The organism is Kitasatospora sp. NPDC097643, assembly GCF_040302625.1.
Taxonomy (GTDB): Bacteria; Actinomycetota; Actinomycetes; order Streptomycetales; family Streptomycetaceae; genus Kitasatospora.
This window is the reverse complement of sequence record NZ_JBEOSA010000010.1, coordinates 32722-44098: the sequence shown is the minus strand read 5'-3', so window position 1 is coordinate 44098 and position 11377 is coordinate 32722. Positions and strand designations below refer to the sequence as shown.

13 protein-coding genes and 1 pseudogene are annotated in these 11377 nt (G+C 69.3%); 8 read left to right on the top strand and 6 right to left on the bottom strand.

Annotated elements, in window-relative coordinates; genetic code table 11:
* The first annotated feature begins 311 nt into the window (after window positions 1–311).
* Together ABTY15_RS09575 and ABTY15_RS09570 are read left to right on the top strand one after the other, a co-directional pair.
* On the top strand, window positions 312–593 hold the full coding sequence (locus ABTY15_RS09575; protein WP_350578854.1) for a hypothetical protein: 282 nt from the start codon (window positions 312–314) through the stop codon (window positions 591–593).
* Between the two features lie 22 nt (window positions 594–615).
* Window positions 616–1860, top strand: a complete 1245-nt coding sequence (locus ABTY15_RS09570; protein ID WP_350578845.1) for a radical SAM protein — start codon at window positions 616–618, stop codon at window positions 1858–1860.
* Between the two features lie 119 nt (window positions 1861–1979).
* On the opposite strand, the gene ABTY15_RS09565 is transcribed toward ABTY15_RS09570, so the two are convergent.
* Together ABTY15_RS09565 and ABTY15_RS09560 are read right to left on the bottom strand one after the other, a co-directional pair.
* Window positions 1980–2654, bottom strand: coding sequence for a response regulator transcription factor (locus ABTY15_RS09565; protein ID WP_350578842.1), 675 nt, complete (start codon window positions 2652–2654; stop codon window positions 1980–1982).
* Entirely contained in the window at window positions 2651–3877 is a 1227-nt protein-coding gene (locus ABTY15_RS09560) for a sensor histidine kinase (RefSeq protein WP_350578839.1), read from the bottom strand. Before ABTY15_RS09560 ends, ABTY15_RS09565 begins: the two co-directional genes overlap by 4 nt.
* A 359-nt stretch (window positions 3878–4236) precedes the next feature.
* Between ABTY15_RS09560 and ABTY15_RS09555 the strand changes: the two genes are divergently transcribed.
* The 4 genes and pseudogenes from ABTY15_RS09555 (at window position 4237) to ABTY15_RS09540 (ending at window position 8241) form a co-directional block, all read left to right on the top strand.
* Window positions 4237–5724 carry a S53 family peptidase gene (locus ABTY15_RS09555; protein WP_350578836.1) on the top strand — a complete coding sequence of 496 codons (1488 nt, stop codon included), beginning with the start codon at window positions 4237–4239 and terminating at the stop codon, window positions 5722–5724.
* A 520-nt stretch (window positions 5725–6244) separates the two neighbouring features.
* A pseudogene (locus ABTY15_RS09550) lies at window positions 6245–6931 on the top strand (SPFH domain-containing protein); the annotation flags it as partial.
* Between the two features lie 15 nt (window positions 6932–6946).
* Window positions 6947–7849: a serine/threonine-protein kinase gene (locus ABTY15_RS09545; protein WP_502893462.1), complete on the top strand. Its 903-nt coding sequence runs from the start codon at window positions 6947–6949 to the stop codon at window positions 7847–7849.
* Window positions 7849–8241, top strand: coding sequence for a hypothetical protein (locus ABTY15_RS09540; RefSeq protein ID WP_350578833.1), 393 nt, complete (start codon window positions 7849–7851; stop codon window positions 8239–8241). Before ABTY15_RS09545 ends, ABTY15_RS09540 begins: the two co-directional genes overlap by 1 nt.
* A gap of 14 nt (window positions 8242–8255) precedes the next feature.
* Here the strand turns inward: ABTY15_RS09540 and ABTY15_RS09535 are convergent, their stop codons facing one another.
* Genes ABTY15_RS09535 through ABTY15_RS09525 form a run of 3 tightly spaced genes read right to left on the bottom strand, consistent with a single transcriptional unit; the run spans window position 8256 to window position 9144 of the window.
* Entirely contained in the window at window positions 8256–8465 is a 210-nt protein-coding gene (locus ABTY15_RS09535; RefSeq protein ID WP_350578830.1) for a hypothetical protein, read from the bottom strand.
* Window positions 8462–8740 (bottom strand): hypothetical protein, encoded by a 279-nt coding sequence (locus tag ABTY15_RS09530; RefSeq protein ID WP_350578827.1) that lies wholly within the window; start codon window positions 8738–8740, stop codon window positions 8462–8464. Before ABTY15_RS09530 ends, ABTY15_RS09535 begins: the two co-directional genes overlap by 4 nt.
* Window positions 8737–9144 (bottom strand): ATP-binding protein, encoded by a 408-nt coding sequence (locus ABTY15_RS09525; protein WP_350578824.1) that lies wholly within the window; start codon window positions 9142–9144, stop codon window positions 8737–8739. The genes ABTY15_RS09530 and ABTY15_RS09525 overlap by 4 nt, the downstream gene beginning before the upstream one ends.
* Window positions 9145–9407: 263 nt before the next feature.
* Here ABTY15_RS09525 and ABTY15_RS09520 point away from each other — a divergent pair, with 263 nt between their 5' ends.
* Both ABTY15_RS09520 and ABTY15_RS09515 read left to right on the top strand, forming a co-directional pair.
* Window positions 9408–10256, top strand: a complete 849-nt coding sequence (locus ABTY15_RS09520) for a helix-turn-helix domain-containing protein (RefSeq protein ID WP_350579122.1) — start codon at window positions 9408–9410, stop codon at window positions 10254–10256.
* On the top strand, window positions 10256–10477 hold the full coding sequence (locus ABTY15_RS09515) for a DUF397 domain-containing protein (protein WP_350578821.1): 222 nt from the start codon (window positions 10256–10258) through the stop codon (window positions 10475–10477). Before ABTY15_RS09520 ends, ABTY15_RS09515 begins: the two co-directional genes overlap by 1 nt.
* A gap of 74 nt (window positions 10478–10551) precedes the next feature.
* Here ABTY15_RS09515 and ABTY15_RS09510 read toward each other — a convergent pair whose 3' ends face one another.
* Window positions 10552–11268, bottom strand: coding sequence for a hypothetical protein (locus ABTY15_RS09510; RefSeq protein WP_350578818.1), 717 nt, complete (start codon window positions 11266–11268; stop codon window positions 10552–10554).
* Window positions 11269–11377: the final 109 nt, after the last annotated feature.

Genomic DNA, 11377 nt, shown 5'->3' with positions numbered 1-11377 from the left:
GCTCCGCAACCGTTCCGTTATCCGGCCCGCACACCCCGGCCACCTCGACTACCCCCGCGTGAGAAGTCGGCCCAGCCGACTTCTCACGCAACCTTCGTCAGGCCGCCCACCCGTCGGGCCAATCCGTGAGTGCACGAAGTGCAGGACCACCCACGGGTGGCTAGGCTCCCGACCAGCAGATGCCTCGGCACTGGGCCAAGCCGCCCGAAGCACGCGGAACAAGGCTTCGAGCCTTCCGGGCCCTCCTTCAGAATTCCTTCCCGCACGCGACCGCAGCCGGGCCGGCGCGCGCCGAACGCCTGGAGAGTGACATGGGCGAGAAGAATTTCGTCGACGACATCAGGAGCAAGGTCAATTCGCCCGACGGAAAGGACATGCAGGGGCTGACGGATGAGGTCAGCCGCCAGGTCGTCGACATCATTCAAGCGAACCTTCCCAAGATCCTGGCCATGGAGGCCATGAAGATCCCCGAAAAGGACGGCGGCCTCGGCTACGCCTGCACGTCGACCTCGTTCACCTGCGGGACGTACAGCTGCACGGGAATCGTCTCCTGTTCCGGGGACTTCAACTGCACGATCCAGTTCGCCGGCTGAGCACCAGCCGAAGGAGGTCACGATGTCAATCGACGCCAGCGCAGTCGCCCCCGCACCGGAGAACGGTCTGGCCACCACCATCCAGCAGAGTCTCCTGGTGGAGAGCCCGGACATGGACGCCCTCTCGGCGGAGGTGATGACCAGACTTGCGCTGACGCCGGACGCGTCGCGGGGGCTGATCTACCGGGTCGTCGCAGAGGCCAACGCGGCGATGTTCCCGCCCGTGTCCAAGCTGGAACTCATCCTCACCGAGGGGTGCAACCTGGGTTGCGCCTACTGCTTCGAGGCCGAGATGCTGGGCCCGCGCCGAATGTCCCTCGACACGGCGCGGGCCGGGATCGACCTGCTCTTCGACTACGCGAGGGACGAGCCGGAGGTCACGATCACGCATTTCGGCGGAGAGCCGACCCTCAACCTGCCGGCCATCCGGTTCGCGACGGAATACGCCGAGCAGAAGGCCGAACAGTCCGGCAAGACCGTCAATTTCCATATGACGTCCAACGGCGTCCGGATCAACGCACCGATGGCGGAGTACTTCGCCCAACACGACATCAAGGTCCTGCTGAGCGTCGACGGCCTGGCCGAGACCCACGACCGGCACCGGCGGGACAAGCGCGGAAACGGCACGTTCGCGCAGGTCGTCGACGCCATCAAGCTGCTGAAGCGAACACAGCCGTGGATCGGCGTCAAGATGACGGTCATGCCGGACACCGCGTCGATGCTCTTCGACAACGTCGTGGGCCTGCACGCCCTGGGCGTGAACCAGTTCCTCATCAGCTACGCGACCGGAGTCGCGTGGTCCGACGAGGACATGCAGGTCTACGCCGCCGAGTTCGGCAAGGTCTACGCCTGGTACAAGAGGGAGAAGACCTCGGGCCAACTGCGGATCTCCGAGCTCGACCAGATCGAGGAGACCGCCCCCGGCTACTTCGGCTGCCAGGCCGGCCGGAACAGCATGACGGTGACCGTCGACGGCGAGGTGTCCCCGTGCGCGAAGGTACTGGCACTCGACAACAAGAAGCTGCTGGCCAAACTCGGTGACGTCAGGTTCGGGTTGACCCACCTCCTGAACCGGGTCGAACTCGTCAGCGCCCGCCGGGTCCAAGCGGCCTGCCGGACGGCCGGCATCGCCGACGACTACGAGGGCGGCTGCTTCGCCCAGAACCACGAGGACAACGGCTCCCTCTTCGCGCCCAGCCTCGACGGCTACAAGCTCAACCTCCTGCAACGCGGAGCATGCAACGGCTGCAGCGGTTCCTGCTCCTGAGCCCTGCGGCTCAACGTCAGTCAGTTGCGCGAGAAGTAGACTCGGTCGACTTCTCGCGCAATCGTGCGAGCGCGGAGAGCATCGGGGAGGATCGCGTCTTTGCCGGCCCTCGGCCCCGGTCAGGCCGTGAAGCCCGGGACCACCAGGCCGGACTCGTAGGCGATCACTACGGCGTGGGTGCGGTTCTGCGCGCCGAGCTTGGTGAGCACGTTGCCGACGTGCGTCTTCACCGTCTCCAGGCTCACCGTGAGCGCGTCGGCGATCTCCGGGTTGGACAGGCCGGTGGCCATCAGCCGCAGCACCTCCTCCTCCCGACCGGTCAGTGCCGCCTGCGGCAGGGCCTGGGCGGAGCCGAGCGGGCGGGCGGTGACCATCCGGCGCAGGGCCGCCGGGAAGAGGATCGCCTCCCCCGCCGCCACCACCCGGACCGCCTCCGCGATCTGCCGGACCGGCAGGCGTTTGAGCACGAACCCGCTGGCCCCGGCGCCGAGCGCGGCGGTGACGTAGTCGTCGTTCTCGAAGGTGGTGATCACCACGATCTTCGGCGGCTCGTCGGACGTCGGCTCGGCCAGCAGCTGCCGGGTGGCCTCGATCCCGTTGCACCGGGGCATCCGGACGTCCATCAGGACCACGTCCGGCCGCAGCCGCCGGGCCTGCTCGATCGCCTCGACGCCGTCGCCGGCCTGCCCGGCCACCGCGATGCCCGGCTGGAGCGCGAGCAGGGTGCAGAGCCCGCTGCGGGTCACCTCGTCGTCGTCCGCGACCAGGACGGAAACCGCGACCGGGAGCGTCATGCCGACAACCGTACCGGCAGCCGGACGGCCAGCCGCCAGTGCTGCGGACCGTCCGGGCCGGCCTCCAGTTCGCCGTGCAGCAGCCGGACGCGTTCGGCCAGCCCGGGCAGCCCGTGGCCGGAGGTGGGGAACGCGGGGACCGTGCCCGCCCGCGCGGCCCCGATCCGGTTGACCACGCCGAGTTCCAGCCCGTCCGGCGCGACCGCGACCCGGACGGCGATCGGGCCGCCCGCGCCGTGCCGCAGCGCGTTCGTCAGCCCCTCCTGGAGGATCCGGTACGCCGCCCGGGAGAGCGTCCCCTGCACCTGCGCGACGTCCCCGGACAGCTCCGGCTCGACCACGGCGCCCGCGTGCCGCAGCCGGTCCAGCAGTTCGGGCAGGTCGGCGAGGGTGCGGGTGGGTGCCGTGCCCGCCTGCTCCTCGCGCAGCACGCCGAGCACGTAGTCCAGGTCCTCCAGTGCGGCCCGGGCCGACTCCTCGATGCTGCGCATGGCGGCCCGCGCCGCCGCCGGGTCGTCGGTCAGCACCTCGCCGGCCACGGCCGCCTGGATGGTGGCCGCCGTCAGGGTGTGCCCGATCGAGTCGTGCAACTCGTGGGCCAGCCGGTTGCGTTCGGCCAGCTGCCGCTCCCGCTCGCTCGCCAGCGCGAGCAGTTCGGCGGCGGACGGCCCCAGCAGCCGGGGGGCCAGCCACCGCAGGGCGCGCGTCACCGCCACGCACACCGCCGCCGCCAGCAGCAGGCAGAGCGGCGCCAGGATCCAGCTCCAGACGCCCGCCACCTGCACCGACCGGCCGAAGAGGCCCACCCGCGCCTCGGCGTCGAACCAACCACCGGGCAGGGTCAGGCCGATGAGCAGCAGCACGCCGCTCGCCAGCCCGCCCGTCCACCCCAGCGCCACGTGCAGCACCAGGAAGGCCGGGGTCCGCCAGCGGTCGACGGCCGGGGTCGCGCCCGCCGGGGTCGGCAGGGACACCTTCAACAGGCGGCGGGCGGCGGCGATCAGCACCCGCCGGGTGCCGCGGGCCAGCCCGACCAGGCCGATCAGCACCGCCCCGAACAGCAGGGAGAGCACAGCGTTGACGCCGTACGGAGCGGCCCGCAGCCCCAGCGTCGGCAGTGCGGCGAAGGGCAGCAGGGGGAGGCTGGCCAGTGCGCCGCACCAGGCGAACAGCGCACCCGTGTAGGTGGAGCCGCGCAGCAGCGGCCGGAGTCCGGTGATCATGGTCCTCAGTATTGCCGGGGCAGGTCAGGGCGGGCCTCCCCCGATCGGGGGAGCGGATCCTCCCCCCTTCCCGGGCACCGCCGGGCGGCATCGGCGGCCATGAGTTCGTGTGCGGGTCGCCGCGCCCGTGCGGACCGGACGCGGAACAAACGCGGAACGGACGCGGAGCCGATGTCGATCCGATTTCGACCGGGCCATTGAGGCCGGACCACTCGCGCGCCTACACTCGCGCCCGTCCGTGACCCTTCCGTCCCGGACACCCCACGTGCCCGGGCCGCTCGATCCGACCCGGGCTCCCCGCCGATGTCCCCCAACCAACCCTCGTGGAGGACTACTTGAAGGCACCATCCATACGCCGGATGCTCCTGGCAGGAGTCAGCAGCCTGGCCCTCGCGGCCTCCGGCGCGCTCGCCGTCCCGACCGTCGGCAGCGCCGTGGCCGCCGGCTACCCGGCGATGCACCCCACGGTGGCCGACTTCGCCCAGGTGTCGACCGGCACCACTCCCCCCACCCAGGCACAGTGCGCCGGTGCGGGCCGCCGCTGCTTCAGCCCGCAGGCGATCCGGGCCGCCTACAACCTCGGCCCGCTGTACGCCAACGGCTACGACGGCCGCGGCCAGACGATCGCCATCTTCGACTCGTACGGCAGCGACACGATGGCGCACGACCTGCACGTCTTCGACCAGGCCTTCGGCATCACCGCGATGTGCGGCGAGGAGGGCGTGACCTGCCAGCCCGGCATGCCGACCTTCAGCGAGCTGCACGTCCAGGGTTCGCCGGGGACCACCGCGCCGCCGGACACCAGCAAGGGCACCGGCCAGGAGTCCAAGGCCGCCTGGGCGCTCGAAGTCGCGCTCGACGTCGAGACCGCGCACGCGATGGCCCCGGGGGCCAACATCCTGCTGGTCAGCACTCCCACCGCGGAGACGCTCGGCGTGCAGGGCTTCCCCGCCATGATGAACGCCGAGCAGTACGTGGTCGACCACCACCTGGCGAACGTCATCTCGCAGTCCTTCGCCTCCGCCGAAGGGGCCTTCGCCAGCCCCCAGTCGATCGAGCCGCTGCGGCACGCCTTCAAGTCCGCGGCCCTGAACGGCGTCACGGTGCTCGGCTCCTCCGGCGACGACGGCTCGTCCGGCTCGAAGAAGACCCCGGTCAAGCAGGGCGGCACCACCCTCCCGGACCCGGCGGTCGAGTGGCCGGCGTCCGACCCGCTGGTGACCGGCGTCGGCGGCACGTACCTGTGCACCGACCCCAACGCGACCGGCACCCGGGCGGCGGACAGCACCGACAACCCGGCCAAGTGCCAGGCCAACCCCGGTGCGGCCGAGGTCGGTTGGACCTTCGCGGGTGGCGGGTTCAGCCAGGTCTTCGACAAGCCCGCCTACCAGTCGGCGCTGCCGGCCGGTTCCACGCCGATCGGCGCCAAGCGCGGCGTGCCGGACATCTCCCTCCAGGCCGCCCCCGGCACCGGCGCTCTGGTCTACCTGTCGCTGCCGCCGGACGGCTCCGGCGGCCTCAAGTGCGGCGCCACTCCGTGCAGCACGGGCTGGTACGACATCGGCGGCACGTCGCTCTCCTGCCCGGAGTGGGCCGGCCTGGTCTCGATCGCGGACCAGATCAACGGCGGCGGCCTCGGCCAGATCAACCCGGCCCTGTACAAGCTGAGCACCGACCCGGCCAAGTACGCGGCCGACTTCAACGACGTCACGCTCGGCAACAACACCGCCGACCCGACGGTCCCGGGCTACCCCGCCACCACCGGCTGGGACCCGATCACCGGCCTCGGCACGCCCAACGCGGCGAAGCTGCTGCCCGACCTGGTCAGCGCCGTCCGCGCCGGCTGATTCCGACCCCCGAGGCCCCCGCCGCACCGAGACCGTGCGGATGAATCCGGGGTCCTGAGCGCTTCGCCCCCGTCGAGCCCGGCCCGACGGGGGCGAAGTCGTGCGCGCGGGAAGTCGGCCCGGCCGACTTCCCGCGCAATGCCACCGGTGACGATGAATCCCTCTTCCCCGTCCCCAGGGGCATGGTCGGCCGATCTGGTGGTGCTGGCGGGGAGCAATACTCCTACGCGCCGAATGCCGCCGGAAGCGGTTACTGAGTGCGATGGCTCGGAGCCAGGACGGGGCAGGCTCGAAAACGTGGACAGCTTTTCCGCTGAGGCGCCGCTCGTCCGATGCGGGTTGCCGGACCGCACCGCGTCGACCGCGCAAGGCGGTACTGTCCTGTACAGCAGGGGAGTTGGGCCTCGCCCCGGCCGGTCGGGCTATATGCGTCACGATGCACATCTGTCAGACTTCGGCCCGGACGCCGCCGGACGTCGTCCGGATCGGATGTCCGAGGGTTGACGGGTAAGGGGCCGAAGTGGAGCCGGTGCTCATCGTTATCATCGCGTCGGTTGTACTGCTGGCCCTGGCCCGACCGATCCGGGTGATCCCGCAGGCCCGCGCCGCGATTGTGGTGCGCTTCGGCCGCTACACCCGGACGCTCAACGCAGGCCTGAACATCGTCCTCCCGTTCATCGAACGCGTCCGCGCCCGAATCGACCTGCGCGAGCAGGTCGTGCCGTTCCCGCCGCAACCGGTGATCACCCGGGACAACCTGGTCGTCAACATCGACACGGTGGTCCACTACCAGGTCACCGACCCGCGCGCCGCCACCTACGAGGTCGCCAACTACACCGAGGCGATCGAGCAGTTGACCGACACCACGCTGCGCAACATCATCGGCTCGATGGACCTCGAATCCATCCTGACCTCCCGCGAGGTCATCAACACCGGCCTGCGCAGCGTCCTGGACGAGGCCACCGGCAAGTGGGGCGTCCGGGTCAACCGTGCCGAGCTCAAAACGGTCGAGCCGCCGACCTCCATGCTGGACGCACTGGAGAAGCAGACGCGCGCCGAACGGGACAAGCGCGCGGCGATCCTCACCGCCGAGGGCCAGCGCCAGGCGCAGATCCTCAAGGCCGAGGGTGAGAAGCAGGCCGAGGTGCTCAAGGCCGAGGGCGAGGCCCAGGCCGCGGTGCTGCGCGCCGACGCAGGGGCGGTTGCGGGAGGCGTCATCGGGGTGGACGGGGGAGCACCGGCCGCGCCGCCGCTGCCCCCACAGGCATTGCTCGGGCCCAGCCATCAACCGTTGAGGGGGGACGACCCGCACAGTATCGGCCGCTATCAGCTGACCGCTCGGCTGGGCGAGGGCGGTATGGGGACGGTCTTCCTCGGGCGCTCTGCTGGCGAGCGCCTGGTCGCGGTCAAGGTCATCAGGCCGGAGCTGGCCGCGGACGCCGAGTTCCGCCGGCGGTTCGGCCGCGAGATCGAGGCCGTGCGCCGGGTCGGTGGATTCCACACCGCGCCGGTGGTCGCGGCCGACCCACAAGGTGATCCGCCCTGGCTGATCACCGAGTACATCCCTGGCCTGCCGCTGCACGAAGTCCTGAAGCATTACGGTGCGTTGCCGAGCCGGACTCTGCACACCTTGGCCGTCGGTATTGCCGAGGCGCTTGAGGGGATCCACGCCTGCAACATCGTCCATCGCGACCTCAAGCCGAGCAACATCATCATCTCCGGCACTGGGCCTCGCGTCATCGACTTCGGCATCGCTCGGGCGCTCGACGACACCATGCTCACCCGTTCCGGCCAGCTGATCGGCACGCGGGGATTCCTGGCCCCGGAGCAGTACATCGGAGGGCCGGTCACGTTCGCCACGGACGTCTACGCCTTCGGCATGGTGCTATGCCATGCCGGAGGGGCAGTGCCGGTGGATGAGAGTGAGGTCTTCGAGTCCGTCCTCAGTCTGCTGCCGGCCCAACTGGCCGACCTGGTCGTCCGCTGTCTCGACCATGACCCCCGCCGCCGTCCGACTCCCACCCAGATCGTCGAGGACCTCTCCCGAAGCCGCCCGGCCGCCGGGGACTGGTTGCCGCTACCGGTGCGGACGATGGTCGACCTGCACAACACGTCCACCAGCTAGTGGCTTCTCACACGGCCTACGGCCTGCACCTGAAGGGCGAGCATCAGCTGAACATGCGTCGGCTCGAGCTACAGCACCTGGCGGAGGAGCGGGCGGCGGCCGATACCCGGGCAGTGGAGGAGCGGCAGGCCCAAGCGGAACTGCACCGCCGCCAGCACGCGCTCCGCGTCGCCGGACTGTACGCCGGGTGCGCGGTGAGCGTGGCCATGCTCGCCGCAGGCGTGTACGTGGCCCGGGACGTGTCGTGGCTGGCGGTCCTGCTGTGCGGGCCCTCGTTGCTCGCAGTGACGAAGGTGTTCGTGCTGCGACGCAGCGATCCGGGGGACATGGCGGGGGTCTCGCTGGGGCTGCGCCGGGCACCCGCCAACGGGGAGCAGCCGCCAACGCCTTAGGTAGGGAGGGAGGTTCAACCGAACGAATCTTGAGCGGCCCGGCGGAGTACGGCGTTCAGGAGGGCTTCGGCGTTGCCCGGGGCGGCCAGCCAGCGCTGCATCTCGACGTGCGCGGCCTGCCGGCGGGGGCTGATCGCGCGGATCGGACGGGAGAACTGGGCGTTGAGGCACCACCACATGTGGACGCGGGCCCAGACAGGGCGCCGACGGCCGGGGCCGGTCACTCGGTGACCGCGCACAGGTAGACGGGGTGGACGGACTCGGTGCCGATGAAGGCGATCGCGCGCACGGCGCCGAACTCGACCAGCTGGTGAGCGATTCGGGCGGCGGAGGCATCGGAGAAGAGGTCGGCGAGGTAGGCCGCCTGGTCCTCGTCCAGCGGGAGCCGGGCGAGGCTGGTGCGGATGGCGGCGAGGGCGTCGGCGAGCTTGGCGAAGGTGGCGGCCTTGGTGACGCCCCTGATCTCCGCCGTGACGGCGAAGGGGAGTTCAGGGATCATCGGGCGCCCCCGACCAGCGCCCAGACCGCCTTGCCGATGCCGCCCTCGCGCGGGTGGCACCCCCAGCTGGTGGACAGCTGGGAGACGAGGAGGAGACCGCGGCCGGCCTCGTCGTGCTCCGTCGTCGGGTGGAGGGTCGGCTGCTTGGGGTCGGCGTCGTGCACCTCGATCCGGAGCTCGTCGGGCGACAGGTCGAACTGGATGTAGATGAGGCGGTCGGGCGGGGCGACGGCGTGCAGGACGGCGTTGGTCACCAGCTCGCTGAGCACCAACTCACCGTCGGAGAAGTACGGTTCGCAGCCTGGGAGTTCGGCGAGGAAGTCACCGAACAACTGTCGGGCGAGCCCGACGGACTTGCGGTGCCGGGGCAGCCAGCACGAGTACGTCGAGAGGGTTCCGGGCATGGCAGGGCCTCCTCCGGGTGGGGTGGGAAAGATCGCGATCCGGCGCACAGGCAAAGGGATGCCCGGGCAATGATCCGCCAGGATCACGCTGCGTGGTGCAGTGAACTACGCCAAGTAGCATGCTCCCTGCGAGGCTCATCTCGCAACACTGGACACCAATTCGCATATGCTCTTTGGAATCTGACGTGACGAAGCCCAATCCGCCACGACAGACTGTGATGCGACAACAGAGCGCGATGAGGGGAGGCCGGAGCGTGACCGCAATGCCAACGGTGCGCCGCCGGATGCTGGGTGCCGAGCTCCGGAAGATCCGAGAGGGCCTGCGCCTCACGGTTGACGAGGTGTCGGCCCGGCTCGGGTGGCACCAGTCCAAGGTCAGCCGATTGGAGAACGGCCGCTACGGCGTGCGGGCGAACGAGGTCGGGATACTGCTCGACGTCTACCAGGTCACCGAACCGGAGACCCGCGAGGCGCTCGCGACGCTGGCACGCGAAGGCAAGCGCAGGGTGTGGTGGCAGCCCTATTCGGATGTGATCTCGCAGCGCTACGCCTCGTTCATCAGCTTCGAGGCGGAGGCTGTGTCGATTCGGAACTTCGAGTCGTCGCTCATCCCGGGACTGCTACAGACCCCTGACTACGCACGGGCAGTGATTCGTGGGCTCCGGCCAGAAGCCACCCCCGAGGTCATCAATGCCCTGGTCGATGTGCGTCTGGCTCGCCAGAACGCGGCCCTTCGACGAGAAGACCCACTGAAGCTCTGGGCCATCGTGGATGAGGCCGCTCTTCGGCGGGTCGTCGGAAGCAAAGCCATCATGGCCAAGCAGCTGCAACAGCTTGTTACCGCTTCCAAGGAAGCACATGTCACCTTGCAGATCGTGCCGTTCGAAGCTGGCGCTCACGCTGGTGTGCTCGGCTCGTTCGTAATCCTGGAGTTCCCCGTTCGCGGCGACCTCGACGTGGTGTACACGGAGGCCATGACGAGTAGCCTCTACCTCGAACGAGATGACGACATCGCAGCCCACGATCAGGCATTTGACCGACTTCGGGCAGCAGCACTTGATGTCGGGCCGTCGCGGCGGCTTGTCGCACAGATTGCAAAGGAACTTGAGTGATGGACACCGATCGGGGCGCTGCGGACCTGAACCACGCCATGTGGCGCAAGAGCACTTTTAGCGGAGACCAGGGCAACTGCGTCGAGGTCGCCGACGGCTTCGCCGACGCCGTCCCGGTCCGGGACTCCAAGGACCCCAACGGCCCGGCGCTCATCTTCCCGGCCCACGCCTGGACGGCGTTCGTCACCGCCATCAAGACCGGCGAAATCCCCAGCGCCTGAACGCCGTTGCGCGAGAAGTCGGCCTCGCCGACTTCTCGCGCAGCCTGCCCCACGGCTACAGCAATCGACCCTAATCAGCCCTTGTGGATGGAGTAGGCGATGCTGGTGCCCGCGCAGCTGGTGGTGTTGTACGAGCGCGTGATGGACCACCCGGCCGGGATCGGGGAGTAGGAACACACGTCGGCGTAGGTCCGATTGGTGACGTTGCTGATGGAGTAGGCGACGCCGGTGCCGGCGCAGTTGTTGATGCTGTACCCCTGCGTGACGACCCACCCTGCGGGGATCGGCGAGAGGGAGCACACCTCCGCGGACGTCCGGTTGGTAACGTTGCTGATCCCGTAAGAGACGCCACTGCCCGCGCAGTTGATGCTGCTGATCGAGCTGCTCACGACCCACCCCGTCGGGATCGGCGAGAACGAGCACACGTCGATGTACGTCCGGTTGGCGGCGTTGGTGAGCCCGTAAGCGACGCCGCTGCCCGCGCAGTTCATGCTGCTGTACGAGCTGGTGACGACCCACCCTTCCGGCTTCGGCGAGAACGAGCACACCTCAAGATAGGTCCGCCCGCTGGTATCGGTGATGGTGTACTCGACACCGGAGCCAGGACAGTAGGTGTTGTACGAGCTGGTGATGACCCACCCTGCCGGTATGGGGTTGAAGGAGCAGATGGTCCTGCTGGCGGTGAGCTGCTGCGGAGCCGCCTGCGCATGCGCTGTTGCGGCGGTCATCATGCCCAGCAACATGAGCACGACCGTCACCAGGTGCGAGACGTTGTTCCGTAAGGTCTTCATTGTCGGCCTCAGATCCTCTCGACGCACTACGACTACGTTGTGCAAGAGAAGTGAACGATTGACACACCGTTTGTTCACATCTGCCGAGATGGTGTCAGAGTTTCTCCAG

Coding starts and splice junctions, on each gene's coding strand:
- ABTY15_RS09575 (WP_350578854.1), top strand. CDS start 312: ATGGGCGAGAAGAATTTCGTCGACGACATCAGGAGCAAGGTCAATTCG.
- ABTY15_RS09570 (WP_350578845.1), top strand. CDS start 616: ATGTCAATCGACGCCAGCGCAGTCGCCCCCGCACCGGAGAACGGTCTG.
- ABTY15_RS09565 (WP_350578842.1), bottom strand. CDS start 2,654: ATGACGCTCCCGGTCGCGGTTTCCGTCCTGGTCGCGGACGACGACGAG.
- ABTY15_RS09560 (WP_350578839.1), bottom strand. CDS start 3,877: ATGATCACCGGACTCCGGCCGCTGCTGCGCGGCTCCACCTACACGGGT.
- ABTY15_RS09555 (WP_350578836.1), top strand. CDS start 4,237: ATGCTCCTGGCAGGAGTCAGCAGCCTGGCCCTCGCGGCCTCCGGCGCG.
- ABTY15_RS09530 (WP_350578827.1), bottom strand. CDS start 8,740: ATGATCCCTGAACTCCCCTTCGCCGTCACGGCGGAGATCAGGGGCGTC.
- ABTY15_RS09525 (WP_350578824.1), bottom strand. CDS start 9,144: ATGCCCGGAACCCTCTCGACGTACTCGTGCTGGCTGCCCCGGCACCGC.
- ABTY15_RS09520 (WP_350579122.1), top strand. CDS start 9,408: ATGCCAACGGTGCGCCGCCGGATGCTGGGTGCCGAGCTCCGGAAGATC.
- ABTY15_RS09515 (WP_350578821.1), top strand. CDS start 10,256: ATGGACACCGATCGGGGCGCTGCGGACCTGAACCACGCCATGTGGCGC.
- ABTY15_RS09510 (WP_350578818.1), bottom strand. CDS start 11,268: ATGAAGACCTTACGGAACAACGTCTCGCACCTGGTGACGGTCGTGCTC.